Raw genomic sequence first — 15,590 nt, forward strand, 5'->3', positions numbered from 1 at the left:
ACAGTATTGGCACCGCCCTATACGCGCCGCGCCGCTTGCCAGACCAAGGGCGCAAGCACGATGGCGATGAAGGGGAACATCATGAGATTGATGAGATGCCATCCCGACGCCTGCATCAACGCGCCAGAAAAGAACGAAAGAGCCGCGACTGTGCCGAAAACGGCGAAATCATTCAGCCCTTGGGCACGCCCGCGCTCGGCCTCTGTATGCGCGGCAGCTACCATCGCAGTCGCTCCGATAAAGCCAAAGTTCCACCCGATCCCAAGAAGGATGAGAGAGATGAAGAAATGCCTCAGATCCAAACCGGTCAGCGCAACAGCACCTGAAATGCCGATGATGATCAGGCCAGCGGCGGTGACCTTTTCCTTGCCGAACCGGGCGATCAGCTTGCCCGTCACAAGGCTTGGCGCGAACATCGCCAGCACATGCCACTGAATACCCCATGCCGCATGGTCAATCGAATGCCCGCATCCGACCATCGCCAGCGGTGCGGCCGTCATGACGAATGACATAAGCCCGTAAGACACCACGCCAGCGGCGACCCCAAGCATGTATTTAGGCGACGCCAGAAGTTGGAGCACGGTGCGCCCCCCGTCGTCGGAAGACGTTTGCGCTGTGGCTGCGGGTTGGCGGCCCCTTAATCGGGTCAGAACAAAAAACGCGATGAGCGCCAGCGCCGCTTGGCTCAGGAAACTGCCCGCAAAGGGCACGCCCGGCACAGCGTCGCGCGTGGCAATGACCAGTTGCGGGCCGATAATGGCAGCGATCAGCCCGCCGACCATGACCCATGAAATGGCCCGCCCCCCGTCTGCCCTTTCGCGCCCGTCGGCAGCTGCGAAACGGTAAGACTGTACATAGGACGCATAGAGCCCCGCCAGAAACGTTCCCAAACAGAAGAATATGAACGCCCCAAAGGATATCGCACCAGCGGCGACCAATCCCGAGAACACGCCGATCATCGCGCCCAGAAGATATCCGCTGCGCCGCCCGTATTGTCGCATGATCCAAGCGGCAGGCACCGTTCCAAGGGCAAGCCCGAGATTATAGATGCTGACCGGCAGGGTCGCCAAAGCAGGGTCAGTCGCGAGATCCTGACCAACCAATCCCCCCAGCGAGATTACAATCGGTCCGCTGGCAGCCCCAAGGATTGGGCGAGGATCAGCACCGTCAGGTTGCGCCGGAACCCGGCGGTTTCAGTCGCGTCTATTGTCCGAGTCATCATATATCATCCGTATGGCCACCATGCCCGTTGGATTGGCTTGGCGCGGCGTGTTTTCATTTTTCTATTGGATGCCCAAACCCATGCGGGCGGGTGGTGATCAGGTCTGCATGGGGTCGTGCAGCGCCAGCGTGCTGGCCGCATGTTCGGCCGCCTCTAATGCGCCCTCCAGAAAGCCTCCGAATTCCGGGGCGGTTTCGGTCGACGCAAATATCATCCCGCGTGCCGAAAGGGCACGCAGGTTGGTCGGCAAACCATAGCGGGGATGGCTTCGGACCGGCTGCCGATCCTGTGGCCGCGCGATGTGGGGAATGGTCGCCCAGTCTTGCAAAACAAGGTGCATCGGGTTGGCCATTTCCGGTCCGAACATCGCCGTCAGCTGCGTCACCGCAAGGCGCATCATCTCATCTTTGTGCTGGGCACGCGCATCCGCAGGAACCCCGACAAAACCGAAGAGCGCATAGGGACCGCCCTGCCTTGGCGAAGCATCATGGATTTCGACCATCGGCCCCTGCTGGCTCATGGCGTCGCCGGACAGCCCGGCATGTCGCCAATGAGGCTGATCGTAAACCGCAACGATCTTGGCCTGACCGGCCATCCAAGTTGGCACATCTTGCAATGCCTGCATTTGGCCCGCATCCAGCGCGGGCTCAAAGGAAACGGTATCGGCGATCACCCGAGGCGGCATGGCCATCACGATCCAGTTGGCCGTGATGATCTGCGCTGTGCCGTTTTGATCAACCTGCGCCGAGATGTTGTCTGCCGAATGGTCGATCGACGTCAGCCGCGTGCCGGTCATGATCTTCACCGGATCCAACCCTTTGGCCAAAGCATGCACCACAGAGCCGATCCCACCGGCCAAGCGGTACGACCCCTCCATAGAGGCGTAGCCGCGTCCGCGCTGCACGGCGCCGTTTTGCTCTTGATAGACCAAGTCACCGGTCGAGAACTGCCCAAACACCGGGATCTGAAAGCGTTCCGCGAGGGCCGCCATGCGCGGCTGCCCCGGCCAGAACCACGCAGGCCCAAGGTCGAAGGCACCGCCCGAAAACTCCTGAGTAAGGATACGCCCGCCGAGGCGGTCCTGCGCTTCAACCAGCAAGAAATCGCGGCCTTGGCGGGCCAGATGGTCGGCAAGCGCAAGTCCCGACAGACCACCGCCCACAATCAGAACATCGGTCTGCATCAGAACGCCTCTCCCATCGGCCCGAGGTGCAGCTCATGGGTCCAGGTGGACCGTGGTTGATCCGCCAGCGCCAGATAGGTGCGGGCAATATCGGCTGACTTCATCATCCGTATAGGGTCCATTCTGTGTAGGGCGCGGTTAGCAAGACCGGCACCCGCCCCTCCAATGATTGCAAGTGGATCTGACATCTCAACCTACGGCATTGGGGGCTGTCGGCGTTTCCGAAAGATGGCCGGATTTGACCCAAAGCCGCGCGCCCTCGGGCCCGGAAACGGCGTTCAGCGGCGTGTGGGGCGGTAGGCGCAGCCAGGAATTGACCCCGAAGACCTCATCCCCTTCGATAAAGCTTCCTTCGACCACAAGGGCTTCGAACCCGTTGTGGCCGGCCTGTGTCACTGCCACGTTGGGCTCCCAAAGCTCGATCCGCACCCGTTCGTGCGCATCCTCGAACAGCGGGATTTCTGAAACACCCTCACGCACCGGCTGCGGGGTCTGGGTGGTGGTGTCTATGGTGATCTGCTGACGGTCATCCATGTCGAACTGCCACAGCTTGACGAAGATCGTCGCCCCCTCGGCTGAGCTTGGCGTGTGCGAAGACGTCGGCGGGTTGCGCACGTAGGTGCCGACAGGAAAGTCACCGTGTTCATCCTGAAACACGCCCTCAAGCACCAGAAACTCTTCGCCGCCGGTATGGGTATGGGCCGAAAACGCGCTGCCCGGCGCATAGCGGACGATGGTCGTCGCCCGCGCGACTTCGTCCCCGATCCGATCCAGCATCCGCCGGTCCACGCCCTTCATCGGGGATGCAACCCACGGCTGCCGATCCGAATGTACAACGGCACGTTCATCGAAATTTGCGTTCAGGTTCATGGTACATCCCTCCGGTTCAGCGCGCAGCGGCGCTACATAGCTACCTATCAGTTGATAGGCTATCAGTTAGATATTGCCCTCCTCGCTGTCAACACCTATCTACCACATGATAGACAGGAGCCCCAAATGCCGCAGACAATGAAAGATAAAATCCTTGATGCCGCTGAAAAACGTGTCCGTGGTGCCGGTTTCTCGGCGATGAGCTTTCGCGACCTGGCAAGCGATGTCGGCATCAAGAGCGCAAGCGTTCACTATCACTTCCCGACCAAACCCGATCTGGGCGAAGCTTTGGTGGATCGCTACACCAGCCAGTTCAAAGAGCACCTTGAACAGATCGATACGGCCAGCTTGCAAACGGCGTTGGACAGCTATGTCGCGCTCTATTCTCAGGCGCTTGTCTTGGACGAAACCATCTGTCTTTGCGCAATTATGGGCGCAGAAGCGATCGGGCTGCCCAAGAATGTTAACCAGAAAACAAAGGCATTCTTCAAAATGAACAGGCTGTGGCTGCTTGACCTGTTCCACCGCAATGGCGTCGAAAACCCCGAGGACACGTCCTGCCTCATCGTCGCGGCGCTGGAAGGCGGCATGATCGTTGCGTCATCCTCCGACGATCGTGCGATGTTCGACCAGATCGCCAAGGCCGCGATCCGAAGTATCGCCAAGATTTGACGTCGATATGGCAGCGCTCGGAAAATTCTAGGGCGCTATATTTCTGTTGAATAAGAACGACGGAAAGTTGGCACGTGTCCGTTTAAGGCCTAGCTTCGGCTTAGCAGCGCTTCGACCCGAAGTTGGAAGTAAAGATACCGACATCTCATGGGAGATCAGAAAATCATGTCCAAGAAAACTCTCTATGGGACAGCCGCCGCATCGGTTGTGCTGGCCGCCGCATCCCTAATCTATTCGCCTTCATCGGCTCAGAATGCGCAACAGTCGAATGACACTGCGACGGTCGTCGAAGCGGCAAATTGGGCAGGTCATGTCAAGATCACGGTCGATGCTGACGCAAAGACATTCCGCTTTCAATCCAACGGCATCCCGGACCACGGTTTCGCGGAACAATATCTGATTCCAAGCGATCCAAACGATCAACCTTTTGCCGACAAGCCGCTGGAGTTCTTTGACGTGCAGAACTCTGCCGACTACTTCAAAGAGACCGAGATCGACGCGAAAATCACAACGCAGCCGGTCTATTCGGATACATCAACGGACACCTCGCTGGGGAGAATTGGCGTGGCCTTGAGTGGCGCACAGATTTTCAACGACTATGAGAACCCCGACCGCTCCGTCGTTGCGATTGACGATCAGGTTGTTCATGATCACGTGGCATTTCTGGACAACTGCAACGGGCACACGCTCGTGGACGGGACGAATTACCACTATCATGGCATCCCTGTCTGTATCGCAGAGGCCGCGGCGCAGGCCGGGCAACATTCGCGGATGATCGGTGTTTTGGCCGACGGCTTTCCGGTCTATGGCAACAATGATGTCGGTGGTATTGTCGTGGTGAATGACGATCTGGATGCGTGCAGCGGCCACTCCGGCCCGACACCTGAATTCCCGGAAGGGATTTACCACTACCATCTCACGGCAGATGAAGCGCCCTATATGATCGACTGCTACCATGGTGAGGTCGACGTGGCCGCGAACAATGGCCCCGGTGGCGGTGGTGCCGCACCGGATTTTGCCGCAGTTGCCGATCAACTGGGCATCACAGAGGCTGAATTGGTCGGGGCACTTGGTGACACGCGCCCGCCGGACTTTGCCGCGGCAGCTCTGGCACTTGGCGTCAGCGAAGCCGACCTGCGCGCAGCTATGCCCGCACCCGGCCAGTAAAGACCGGATCTGGTGGAAAAACTCGCCTATGCCATAATCGGGGCGTCGATGGCTGTCGTGGTCATGACGCTTTTTCCGATGTCGCGCGCCCCCATGTCACCTGACATCGGCAAGGCAACGATGGATATGGCTAGCGCGCCCGGCGCGGTGCCAGCGCACCGGCATCCTCCGCGCGACGTCTCTGCCGAACTGCCACAGCCAAGCGTCACGCATCTGGTATTTCCTGACGTGATGGGCGGGTATAATGTTCAGATCCTGCCCGTTCATTTCAAGTTCACACCCGCAGCGATCAATCACGCACCGAAAGACAACGAAGGTCATGCCCATATCTATGTGAATGGCGTGAAAATAGCGCGGGTCTATTCCAACTGGTATCATCTGTCGGGCACCTCACTGGTGCCGGGCGAGAATGAAGTCAGAGTGACATTGAACGCAAATGATCACAGCGCGTGGTCGGTGAACGGCGTTCCAATTTCATCAACCGTCAAGGTTTTCATCCCCGAGGCCACCCCATAGGTCGCCCCTTCAACAAAACGCCGAGCCTCTTGTTGCGCATGCCCGATATTCCGCAGGTAGATCTCGTCGGTTCGCGGCCGCATACGATTAGGATCAAGCCCTTTTTCTTCGATAGCCGGCCTCGAAACCTGCATTCCTGAACAAGCCGTCAATTATCCGATGGCCCCGATCAAACAATCAGTCACGCGCCACAATCTGGACCAGAGCAGACTGAAACACCGCAATCATTACCCATGCGGCGCTCCTTCCCCATAAACGCAGTTACGTGTCCGTCAGATGCTTCTGGACCTGCGCGACAAAATCCTCTCCGCGGCGCTCGAAACTGTCGTATTGGTCAAAGCTCGCCGCCGCAGGGGCCAGCAGAACAACGTCCCCCGCCTCTGCATCCTCGACCGCGCGTGCAACCGCGACGTCCATCGTGCCACAGACCTCGGCCTCGACCCCCAGTTTCATGGCAAACTGCGCCGCCTCGCGCCCGATCACATAGGCTTTGCGCACTGTCTCCAGCGGTTCTGACAAACTGCCCAAACCGCCCTCTTTCTCAAGCCCGCCGCAGATCCAGCGGATGTTCCTGAACGCCGCCAGTGCCTTGACCGCACTGTCTACATTGGTCGCCTTGCTGTCGTTGACGAAGCGCACGCCGCCCGCCTCGCCCACGGTCTGGCTGCGGTGCGGCAGGCCGCCAAAGGAATGGAACGCCGCTTCGATGATCTTGGGCGCGAACCCCAGTGTGCGACAGGCGGCATAGGCGGCACAGGCGTTCTGGTGGTTATGCGCCCCGGGCAAGCCGGTAATGCTGCGCAGATCGATGGACCCGATCTGCTTGCCGCCGCGATATTCCGACAAGAAGCCTTTGCGCGCGAAGACCTGCCAACCAAGACCCGTGAGCTTGCGGTCCACCGACACGCGGATCACCCGGTCGTCGGCCGCCCCTTCGCTGAGCTGTCCCGCCAGAAAACGCCCTTCGGGTTCATCCACGCCAATGACGGCACGATCCGGCCCGCCTTCAGCAAAGAGCCGCCGTTTGGCCGCGAAGTAGCCCCCCATGCCCGCATGACGATCCAGATGATCGGGGCTAAGGTTGGTGAAGACGGCGACATCCGGCGTCAAGTTGCGCGCCAGATCGGTCTGGTAGCTCGACAGCTCCAGCACCACGACCTCGCCGTCAATGGCGGGCTCTATGTCCAGCACACCGCGACCGATGTTTCCCGCCAGCTGCGTCGGACGACCCGCGTGTTTGAGAATGTGATGCACCAACGCCGAGGTGGTGGATTTCCCGTTCGACCCGGTGATCGCGATGATCTTGGGCACCACGTCAAAATTATCCCAGGCCAGCGTCGCGAAGCTTTGAAAGAACAGCCCGATGTCATTGTCCACCGGCACACCTGCGTCCTGCGCGGCGACAATCACCGGGTTCGGTGCCGGATAAAGATGCGGAATGCCGGGCGATACGATCAGCCGCGCGATGTCATCAAAGACGCCGGCCTTGCCCAGATCCACACAATCGAACCCTTCGGCCTGCGCGGCGGCGCGGGCGGCGGGGTTGTCATCCCAACAGATAGGCACAGCACCCCCGGCGGCCAGCGCACGGGCCGCCGACAGCCCCGACCGCCCGAGCCCCAGAATGGCGACCTTTGCGCCGGTCAAACCTTGAACTGGTATCATGCCTGCTCTCCTGTTAGCGATGACCCTGAAACTTTCGGAGCCCCTTATGCCCCCTCTGCCAGAGATTTTAGCCCAGCTCAACGCCGACATGCGCGCCACGGATGACTGGGGAGACGTGGCAGCCTATATCCCGCAGCTGGCCTCTGTCGATCCTGCGCAATTCGGTATCGCGATCACCACCGCGGACGGCGAGGTCTTTACCGCCGGGGATGCCGATACGCCATTTTCCGTGCAATCCATCACCAAGGTCTTCACCCTTGCCATCGCCCTTGGACGGTCAGGCGACCAGCTGTGGAAGCGCGTGGGCCGCGAGCCATCGGGGCGTGCATTCAATTCCATTGTGCAGCTTGAGGCCGAACAGGGCCGCCCGCGCAACCCCTTCATCAACGCCGGTGCCATTGTCACCACGGACGAGGTGCTCACGGGCCGCGAACCGCGCGAGACCTTGGCCGAAATCCTGCAATTCGTGCGCGCCGCCGCCAGTGACGACGACATCCACATCAACGAAACCGTCGCGGCCTCTGAAACCGCCCATGGCCACCGCAACTTTGCCCTGGCGCATTTTCTGGCCTCCTGCGGAAATCTGAACAATCCGCCGGAGAAGACGCTCGGCACGTATTTCCACCACTGCGCCATCGACATGTCCGCGCGGCAACTGGCCATGGCCGGACGGTTCCTGATCGAAACCGACAAGCTGCCCCGCATGATCCTGCCGCCCCGCATCCGGCGTCTCAATGCGCTGATGCTGACCTGCGGGCATTATGACGGGTCGGGCGATTTTGCCTACCGCGTAGGGCTTCCGGCGAAATCCGGTGTGGGCGGCGGTATCCTTGCCATTGTCCCCGGCCGCGCCAGCATCGCCGTCTGGTCGCCGGGTCTGAACCGCTATGGCAACTCGAAAAAAGGCACCCAGGCCATGGCCCGCCTCGCGCGCGAAATGGGCTGGTCGATCTTCTGACGCCACCACCTCTTCCTGCCTCCCCCGCCCTTCATTTTGCCAAATAAACTCCGGGGGACGCGGCCCCTTGGCCGCGCGGGGGCTGGCCCCCGTCCGCCATAAAAAAAGCGCGCCACATCCCTGCAGCGCGCCCTCTTGTTTCTTACCGCCTTGATAAACTGCTCAGCGGACCTTCAGTGTCGCCAGCCCGATCATCGCGAGGATCAAAGAGATGATCCAGAAGCGGATGACGATCTGCGGCTCGGCCCAGCCTTTCTTTTCATAGTGATGGTGGATCGGTGCCATCAGGAAAACACGTTTGCCCGTGCGTTTGAAATAAAGCACCTGAATGATAACCGACAGCGCCTCGACCACAAACAGGCCGCCGACGATGGCCAGCACCAATTCGTGCTTGGTGGCAACCGCGATGGCCCCCAATGCGCCGCCAAGGGCCAGCGATCCGGTGTCGCCCATAAAGACCGCGGCGGGGGGCGCGTTATACCACAAAAAGCCCAGACCACCGCCAAAGATACCAGCGGTAAAGACCAGAATCTCGCCCGTCCCCGGCACATAGTGCACGTCCAGATATTCGGTGAAATCGACGCGGCCGACGGCATAGGCGATCACGCCAAGCGCTCCGGCGGCGATCATCACGGGCATGATCGCCAGCCCGTCCAGCCCGTCCGTCAGGTTCACCGCATTCGCCGCCCCCACGATCACGATGATCGAGAAGGGCACGAACAGATATCCAAGGTTGATCAGCGTGTTCTTGAACACGGGCAGTGCCAGTTGGTTCTGCAACTCTGCAGGGTGGAACTGCGCCGCCCAATAGGCCGCGCTGCCCGCGATGATAAAGCCCAGCAACAGACGCATTCTGCTGGAAACACCAGCGGTCGTCTGCTTGCTGACCTTGGCGTAGTCATCGGCAAACCCGATGGCGGCAAATGCCATTGTCACCAGCAGCACCATCCACACAAACGGGTTGTCCAGCCGCGCCCACAGCAGGGTAGAGGTCAGCAAGGCCCCCACAATCAGCAGCCCACCCATGGTCGGCGTCCCCGCCTTGACGAAATGCCCCTCGGGACCGTCATCCCGGATCGGCTGGCCCTTGCCCTGCCGCTTGCGCAGCACGGCGATCAGCGGCTTGCCGAACAGAAAGCCAAACACCAGCGCTGTCAGGAAGGCCCCACCGGCGCGGAAGGTGATGTAGCGGAAAAGGTTAAAGAAATCGCCGCCATCTGACAGGAGGGTCAACCAATAGAGCATCGTACGCGTCCTAACTCAAAATCTTGTGGGCTTAGCCCTGTCGTTCATTCTGGACCGGATGGCCCATTTTGCGGATCGCGTCAACGATCAGCCCTAGTTTCATGGACAAGGAGCCTTTGGCGAGCACAACATCGCCACTGTCCAGATGCGACGAAAGCGCGGGCAGCAGGTCGGCGGCAGTTTCGGCCCATTCCCCGCGTTGATGCGCCGGCAGCAGGTCATAGAGCGACTTCATCAGCGGGCCAACACAGTGGATCACATCCAGCTTTTTGGTGGCGTCGAGATGCGCGAGCCCTGCGTGCAGGGCGATCTCGTCCGGTCCCAGCTCCTTCATGTCCCCCAGATAGGCGATGCGCCGCCCCTTGCTGACGCGGCCGATATCATGGGTCACCTCGGCGGCGGCCAGCACCTCTAGGGCGGCGGCCATCGACGTGGGGTTCGCGTTATAGCTGTCATCAATCAGGTTCAACGTCAGATGGGTGTCGACCACGTCGAGATGGATAACCTCTCGCACGCCGCGCCCTTTATAGGGTGTCCAGCGTCCCAGCGAGGCCGCAGCCAGCGCCAGATCCGCGCCCATGGCCTGTGCAGACGCCAAGGCTCCTAAGGCGTTCATCGCGAAATGCCGCCCCGGCGTTCCGATCTTGAACAGCAGCGGCGTGCCGTCGGCGTCGGCGCGCACGACGGTGGTATCGCCCTGCACCTGCACGTCCAGCAGTTTGTACTGATAGCCATGCTCGCCAAATTCGACCTCGCGCAGGCGGCGATCCACGGCCTTGGCCATCAGGATCGCGGCGTGTTCGATGTCAGCGTTGATCACCGCTACGCCCCCCGGTTGCAGCCCATCAAAAACGGCGGCTTTCTCGACCGCGATTTCCGCGACATTGGCAAAGGCTTCCAGATGCACGGCGGCGACGGTGGTGACCATCGCGACATCCGGCTTGGCCATCTGCGCCAGCGGAGAAATCTCTCCGGGGTGGTTCATGCCGATCTCGATCACGGCATATTCTGTATCCGCAGGCATCCGCGCCAGCGTCAGCGGCACCCCCCAGTGGTTGTTATAGCTGTCGACCGAGGCATGCGCCCGCCCCTGGTCGGCAAAGATCGCAAGCAGCATTTCCTTGGTCGAGGTCTTGCCGACGCTGCCCGTCACCGCGACGACCTTGGCCTGCGTTCGGGCCCGCGCGGCGGCACCAAGCGCCTCAAGGCCCTTGAGCACATCCTCGACGATCAGCAGCGGTGCATCCTCGGCCACGCCCTCGGGGACATGGGTGACCAGCGCGGCCCCCGCCCCTTTTTCCAGCGCCATGGCGACAAAATCATGCCCGTCGCGCACGTCTTTCAGCGCGACGAACAGATCCCCCGGTGCAAGGGTACGGGTATCAATCGACACGCCGTCACAGGCCCAGTCCCCGATGGCGCGGCCGCCGGTGGCGCTTTCGGCCTCTTTTGCTGTCCACAAGCTCATGCCAATCTCCCATCCAGCGCCGCGACGGCGACGCTGGCCTGTTCCACATCATCAAAGGGTAGCACATCGTCACCGATGGTCTGTCCGGTTTCATGGCCTTTGCCCGCGATCAGCAGCGCGTCGCCCGTGCCGATGGCGTCGATGCCCCGCAGGATCGCCTCGGCACGGTCGCCCACCTCGGTCGCTTCTGGCGCGCCCTCCATGACGGCGGCACGGATGGTCGCCGGATCTTCGGAGCGCGGGTTGTCATCGGTCACGAACACCAGATCCGCATGGGCCGCCGCCGCCTGCCCCATCAGCGGGCGTTTGGCGCGGTCACGGTCGCCGCCTGCGCCCACGATAGCGACCAACCGGCCCATGACATGGGGGCGCATCGCTTGCAGGGCGGTGGCGATGGCGTCGGGGGTATGGGCGTAATCCACAAACACCGCCCCGCCATTGTCCCGCGTGGCGGCAAGCTGCATGCGGCCGCGCACGGTGGTCAGATGAGGCAGCGTGTCGAACACATGGGCGGGGTCCGCCCCGCAGGCAATTACCAGCCCCGCCGCGAGCAACACGTTGTCCGCCTGAAACCCGCCAATGAGGTTCAGGCGTTTCTGGTAGGTCTTGCCACGATAGCTGAACCGCAGGTCCTGCCCCGTCGCATCAAAGCGCTGGCCGGTCAGATGCAGATCGCCCCCGTCGCGCCCTACGGTAATCACCTCGCAGCCACGGGCGCGTGCGATAGCGACCATATCGACCCCCTTGGGATCATCGATATTGATCACCGCCGTGCCGTCCTCGGGCAGCACCCGCGAGAACAGTCCGGCCTTGGCGTCGAAATAGGCGTCGAAGGTCTCGTGGTAGTCGAGATGGTCTTGGGTAAAATTCGTGAACCCCGCCGCCTTGAGCGTCACGCCATCCAGCCGTCGCTGGTCCAGCCCGTGGCTCGACGCTTCCATCGCGGCATGGGTGATACCGTTGGTAGAGGCCTCGGCAAGGGTGCGGTGCAGGGTGATGGGCTCGGGCGTGGTATGAGCCAGCGGTGCGGTCCATGCGCCTTCGACGCCAGTGGTGCCAAGGTTGACAGCCGCCAGCCCCATCTCGATCCAGATTTGCCGCACGAATGTGCTTACAGAGGTTTTGCCATTGGTGCCGGTGACCGCAATCATCGTCTGCGGCTGCGCGCCGTACCACAGGGCTGCCGCGCGCGACAGCGCCTCGCGGGGGGCATCGGTGACGACAAGGGCCACGTCAGCCTGTGCCAACGCGTCAGCCGCCAGCGTGGCCCCCTCGGCGTCGGTCAACACCGCCACCGCGCCCATGCGCAGCGCATATTGGATAAACTCGGCCCCATGGACCTTGCTGCCGGGCATGGCGGCGAAGAGGGTGCCGGGCTGGACCTGACGGCTGTCGACGCTGATACCTGCAATGGGCGGGTTGCCCCCCCCTTTCGCGGTCAGACCAAGGGAGGATAACGGGACGGCCTGTGTGCCCATGGGGACGCTCTTTATATTAGTTGCTGCTGGAGAGCGTTATATCAGCGAGGCTGTCCGGTTCAACAGTCGGTCGCAGACCCAGCAGAGGCGCGACGCGACGGACCATTTCCGCGGCCACGGGCACGGCTGTCCAACCGGCCGTGCGGCGCGGTTTGTCGCCCGAGGTCTCGACAGGTTCGTCCAGCGTGACGATCAGTACGTATTTGGGATCATGCGCCGGGAACATGCTGGCAAAGGTCGCGATGACCTTATCCTCAAGATAGCCACCTCGGGGGCCGGGTTTATCCGCCGTACCGGTCTTGCCGCCGATCTGGTAGCCGGGCACTTCGGCAAAGCTGGCCGTGCCTTCGGTCACCACCGCACGCAGCATTGCGCGGGCATCCGCCGCCGCGCGTTCAGACATCACACGCGGGCCGACCACGGGGCCGGATTGCTTGCGCAACGTCGGGGTGACCTTGTGCCCGCCATTGGCAATGGCAGAATAGCCCGCCGCCAGATGCATCGGGCTGGAGGACAGACCGTGGCCATAAGAGACGGTTACGGTGCTCAACTCTTGCCAGCGCTGCGGCAGCAAGGGCTTGCCGCCAGAGGCTTCGATGATCTCGAAGGGGGTTGGTTCAAAGAACCCGAGGTTTTTCAGGAATTCCTGCTGACGCTCCGCGCCGATCTCAAGCGCAAGCCGCCCTGTCCCGCGGTTGGAGCTGTGCACGATGATCCCCGTCACCGTCTGCTTGCCATAGTTCTTGCCGTGGAATTCGCCGATGCGGAAGCCGCCGACCTTCATCGGGCCAGAGGTGTCGATCACCGTATCCGCGGTGGCAATGCCAAGGTCGATCGCCTGTGCCGCGGTGAAAATCTTGAAGACAGAGCCAAGCTCGTAGACGCCTTGCACCGACCGGTTGAACAGCGGGCTGTCGGACGCATCGCCTGTGACGGCGGCACGGGGCCGGTCGTTAGGGTCGAAAGAGGGCAATGATACGGCGCTGATCACCTCGCCCGTGTGCACATCCATCAGGACCGAGGTCGCCCCCTTGGCGTTCATCAGCTTCATGCCGCCATAAAGAATACGCTCGGACGCGGCCTGTACGGTCATGTCGATCGAGAGTTCCAGCGGCTTGTTCCCATTGGCCGGATCGCGCAGATAGTCGTCAAAGTATTTCTCTGCTCCCGCGACGCCGATCACCTCGGCGGCATGGACACCCTCGCGGCCATAGCTGGCCCCTCCCATGATATGCGCGGCAAGCGACCCGTTGGGGTAAAGACGCATATCACGCGGCGCAAACAGCAAGCCCGGCTCGCCGATATCATGCACGGCCTGCATCTGCTCGGGGCTGATTTTCTTCTTGATCCACAAGAACTTGCGCTTACCGGTAAAGTCGCGCAGCAGGCGTTCCTCGTTCAGGTCGGGGAACACGGCCATCAACTTTTTCACTGCCCCCTGCGGGTCGATCATGTGGTGCGGCTGCGCATAAAGCGCATGTGTCTCAAAGTTGGTCGCCAGCAGATTGCCATTGCGATCCACAATATCGGCGCGGGTGGCCGAGATCACGGAACCGGGGGCCGCCGCGCGCGGCTCTGTCGGGTCGGTGGTCGCCATGACCCCCATACGCGCGCCCACAACGGTGAAGGCGCAGAAGAAGAAGACCCCCAGAACCAGCAAACGCCCCTCGGCGCGCTGCCGAGAGGCGTCGCGCATCTGCTCGTGGCGGATACGCTTGTTCTCGCGCTCGATCGCATCGGGGTTTTCGCCCTTTTGACGGGCTTCAAGAATACGGGCCAGCGGGCGCAGCGGGGTGCGGATCATTCGGGGGCCTCCATCGAGGATACGTCAACGCCGTCGGTGATCTCGAACAGCGGCAGTTCTGGCAGCGGCGGGTAGCTCACCTGATCGATAGATCCGAACTGGTCGGGATGCAGCGGCAAAAGGTTCAGCCGGTCAAAGTTGAGCTCTGCCAGATCGCGCAGACGGTCGGGGCGGTTCTGATAGGCCCATTCCGCCTTGAGCACGGCCAGACGGCTGTAGGCTTCGCGGATTTCATAGCGCAGGTCATCGGCATCACTCAGGGCTTGCTGGGTCGCGTAATTCTCGCGGTAGGCCCAGAAGGCCAGCCCGATCACCGAAAAGGTGGTTAGGATGTAAAGCACGGTTCTCATACGGTTAATCCCCTGACCATAGGCATGCCGAGTGCCTTGGCATCGATGCTGCCCGCAGGCGCATCAGTGCGAATTGCGACGCGCAGCTTGGCCGAGCGGCTGCGCGGGTTCTCTTCCAGCTCTTGCGCATCCGGCCCGATGGCCTTGCGCTTGAGGATCTTGAATTGCGGCGCTTCTGTTTCAATTTCGGGCGCAAAGCGATTGGCGTTGCCCCCTGCCCCCGCACGCGCCGTCAGGAAGCGTTTGACCATACGGTCTTCGACCGAGTGGAAGGTCACAACGGCAAGCTGGCCACCGGGTTTCAACGCACGTTCCGCCGCCATCAACCCGTTGAACAGCTCGCCATATTCATTGTTCACCGCAATGCGCAGCGCCTGAAAGCTGCGGGTCGCGGGATGCGACTGGCCGGGTTTCGAGCGCGGCAAACAGCTTTCGACCAAGCCTGCAAGCGCCAGCGTTGTGGTGATCGGGGCCTCTTCGCGGGCGCGCACGATCGCTTTGGCGATGCGGCGGCTGGCACGTTCTTCACCGTATTGGAACAGGATATTGGCAATCACCTCTTCCTCGGCCTCGTTGACGATATCCGCCGCCGAGGGGCCGTCCTGGCTCATCCGCATATCAAGCGGCCCGTCACGCATGAAAGAGAACCCGCGCTCTGCCAGATCAAGCTGCATGGAGGACACGCCCAGATCTAGCACGATCCCGTCCAGATCCTGTGCATAGTCGTCCATTTTGGAGAACACGCCGCGCTGCATGATGATCCGGTCGCCATAGTCACCGGCCCAAGCCTGCGCCATTTCAAACGCGAGCGGATCACGGTCCACGGCCACCACCTGCGCAGCACCTGCGTCCAGCAGGCCACGGGTATAGCCGCCCGCGCCGAAGGTGCCATCCAGCCAACGCCCCGACACAGGGGCCACCGCCGCCAGCAAGGGGCGCAGCAGAACCGGTGTGTGCGGGGCGGAGGGGGTATCACTGGGTCCGCTCATATC

General features: G+C 61.6%; 14 protein-coding genes. 4 read left to right on the forward strand and 10 right to left on the reverse strand.

Translation table 11 applies throughout. The features are described from left to right. Positions 1 to 17 precede the first annotated feature (17 nt). The 3 genes from AB1495_RS00830 to AB1495_RS00840 form a co-directional block, all read right to left on the reverse strand. Positions 18 to 1,070: an MFS transporter gene (locus AB1495_RS00830; protein ID WP_342005348.1), complete on the reverse strand. Its 1,053-nt coding sequence runs from the start codon at positions 1,068 to 1,070 to the stop codon at positions 18 to 20. A gap of 249 nt (positions 1,071 to 1,319) precedes the next feature. Continuing rightward, a complete protein-coding gene (locus tag AB1495_RS00835) occupies positions 1,320 to 2,405 on the reverse strand; it encodes an FAD-dependent oxidoreductase (RefSeq protein WP_074634496.1) in 1,086 nt (361 codons plus the stop codon). A gap of 189 nt (positions 2,406 to 2,594) precedes the next feature. Continuing rightward, a complete protein-coding gene (locus AB1495_RS00840; protein ID WP_074634497.1) occupies positions 2,595 to 3,275 on the reverse strand; it encodes a cupin domain-containing protein in 681 nt (226 codons plus the stop codon). 126 nt (positions 3,276 to 3,401) lie between these two features. Between AB1495_RS00840 and AB1495_RS00845 the strand changes: the two genes are divergently transcribed. From AB1495_RS00845 to AB1495_RS00855, 3 genes are all read left to right on the forward strand, one after another. Further along, a complete protein-coding gene (locus AB1495_RS00845; protein ID WP_009824931.1) occupies positions 3,402 to 3,947 on the forward strand; it encodes a TetR/AcrR family transcriptional regulator in 546 nt (181 codons plus the stop codon). Between the two features lie 147 nt (positions 3,948 to 4,094). Next, positions 4,095 to 5,114: a YHYH protein gene (locus AB1495_RS00850; RefSeq protein ID WP_074634498.1), complete on the forward strand. Its 1,020-nt coding sequence runs from the start codon at positions 4,095 to 4,097 to the stop codon at positions 5,112 to 5,114. Positions 5,115 to 5,126: 12 nt separating this feature from the next. After that, on the forward strand, positions 5,127 to 5,630 hold the full coding sequence (locus AB1495_RS00855; RefSeq protein WP_074634499.1) for a hypothetical protein: 504 nt from the start codon (positions 5,127 to 5,129) through the stop codon (positions 5,628 to 5,630). A 261-nt stretch (positions 5,631 to 5,891) separates the two neighbouring features. Here AB1495_RS00855 and murD read toward each other — a convergent pair whose 3' ends face one another. Further along, positions 5,892 to 7,295: a UDP-N-acetylmuramoyl-L-alanine--D-glutamate ligase gene (murD, locus tag AB1495_RS00860; protein ID WP_074634500.1), complete on the reverse strand. Its 1,404-nt coding sequence runs from the start codon at positions 7,293 to 7,295 to the stop codon at positions 5,892 to 5,894. A 46-nt stretch (positions 7,296 to 7,341) separates the two neighbouring features. Between murD and AB1495_RS00865 the strand changes: the two genes are divergently transcribed. Further along, positions 7,342 to 8,253: a glutaminase gene (locus AB1495_RS00865; protein ID WP_235183792.1), complete on the forward strand. Its 912-nt coding sequence runs from the start codon at positions 7,342 to 7,344 to the stop codon at positions 8,251 to 8,253. Positions 8,254 to 8,415: 162 nt separating this feature from the next. On the opposite strand, the gene mraY is transcribed toward AB1495_RS00865, so the two are convergent. Genes mraY through rsmH form a run of 6 tightly spaced genes read right to left on the reverse strand, consistent with a single transcriptional unit; the run spans position 8,416 to position 15,587 of the window. Next, positions 8,416 to 9,498 carry a phospho-N-acetylmuramoyl-pentapeptide-transferase gene (gene mraY, locus AB1495_RS00870; RefSeq protein WP_005854153.1) on the reverse strand — a complete coding sequence of 361 codons (1,083 nt, stop codon included), beginning with the start codon at positions 9,496 to 9,498 and terminating at the stop codon, positions 8,416 to 8,418. Positions 9,499 to 9,529: 31 nt separating this feature from the next. Further along, positions 9,530 to 10,966 (reverse strand): UDP-N-acetylmuramoyl-tripeptide--D-alanyl-D-alanine ligase, encoded by a 1,437-nt coding sequence (gene murF / locus AB1495_RS00875; protein WP_074634501.1) that lies wholly within the window; start codon positions 10,964 to 10,966, stop codon positions 9,530 to 9,532. Beyond that, positions 10,963 to 12,444, reverse strand: a complete 1,482-nt coding sequence (locus AB1495_RS00880) for a UDP-N-acetylmuramoyl-L-alanyl-D-glutamate--2,6-diaminopimelate ligase (RefSeq protein WP_074634502.1) — start codon at positions 12,442 to 12,444, stop codon at positions 10,963 to 10,965. Before AB1495_RS00880 ends, murF begins: the two co-directional genes overlap by 4 nt. 16 nt (positions 12,445 to 12,460) lie before the next feature. After that, a complete protein-coding gene (locus AB1495_RS00885) occupies positions 12,461 to 14,248 on the reverse strand; it encodes a penicillin-binding protein 2 (RefSeq protein WP_074634503.1) in 1,788 nt (595 codons plus the stop codon). After that, complete coding sequence (locus tag AB1495_RS00890; protein ID WP_005854161.1) at positions 14,245 to 14,598, reverse strand: hypothetical protein; 354 nt, start codon at positions 14,596 to 14,598, stop codon at positions 14,245 to 14,247. The genes AB1495_RS00885 and AB1495_RS00890 overlap by 4 nt, the downstream gene beginning before the upstream one ends. Further along, entirely contained in the window at positions 14,595 to 15,587 is a 993-nt protein-coding gene (rsmH, locus tag AB1495_RS00895) for a 16S rRNA (cytosine(1402)-N(4))-methyltransferase RsmH (protein ID WP_074634782.1), read from the reverse strand. Before rsmH ends, AB1495_RS00890 begins: the two co-directional genes overlap by 4 nt. Positions 15,588 to 15,590 lie beyond the last annotated feature (3 nt).

Source organism: Sulfitobacter pontiacus (genome assembly GCF_040790665.1).
In the GTDB taxonomy this organism is placed as follows: domain Bacteria; phylum Pseudomonadota; class Alphaproteobacteria; order Rhodobacterales; family Rhodobacteraceae; genus Sulfitobacter; species Sulfitobacter pontiacus.

Bases quoted from the DNA above. Each gene is read 5' to 3' on its own strand.
- AB1495_RS00835 (WP_074634496.1), bottom strand. From the start codon at position 2,405: ATGCAGACCGATGTTCTGATTGTGGGCGGTGGTCTGTCGGGACTTGCG.
- AB1495_RS00840 (WP_074634497.1), bottom strand. From the start codon at position 3,275: ATGAACCTGAACGCAAATTTCGATGAACGTGCCGTTGTACATTCGGAT.
- AB1495_RS00845 (WP_009824931.1), top strand. From the start codon at position 3,402: ATGCCGCAGACAATGAAAGATAAAATCCTTGATGCCGCTGAAAAACGT.
- AB1495_RS00850 (WP_074634498.1), top strand. From the start codon at position 4,095: ATGGGAGATCAGAAAATCATGTCCAAGAAAACTCTCTATGGGACAGCC.
- murD (WP_074634500.1), bottom strand. From the start codon at position 7,295: ATGATACCAGTTCAAGGTTTGACCGGCGCAAAGGTCGCCATTCTGGGG.
- AB1495_RS00865 (WP_235183792.1), top strand. From the start codon at position 7,342: ATGCCCCCTCTGCCAGAGATTTTAGCCCAGCTCAACGCCGACATGCGC.
- mraY (WP_005854153.1), bottom strand. From the start codon at position 9,498: ATGCTCTATTGGTTGACCCTCCTGTCAGATGGCGGCGATTTCTTTAAC.
- murF (WP_074634501.1), bottom strand. From the start codon at position 10,966: ATGAGCTTGTGGACAGCAAAAGAGGCCGAAAGCGCCACCGGCGGCCGC.
- AB1495_RS00880 (WP_074634502.1), bottom strand. From the start codon at position 12,444: ATGGGCACACAGGCCGTCCCGTTATCCTCCCTTGGTCTGACCGCGAAA.
- AB1495_RS00885 (WP_074634503.1), bottom strand. From the start codon at position 14,248: ATGATCCGCACCCCGCTGCGCCCGCTGGCCCGTATTCTTGAAGCCCGT.
- AB1495_RS00890 (WP_005854161.1), bottom strand. From the start codon at position 14,598: ATGAGAACCGTGCTTTACATCCTAACCACCTTTTCGGTGATCGGGCTG.
- rsmH (WP_074634782.1), bottom strand. From the start codon at position 15,587: ATGAGCGGACCCAGTGATACCCCCTCCGCCCCGCACACACCGGTTCTG.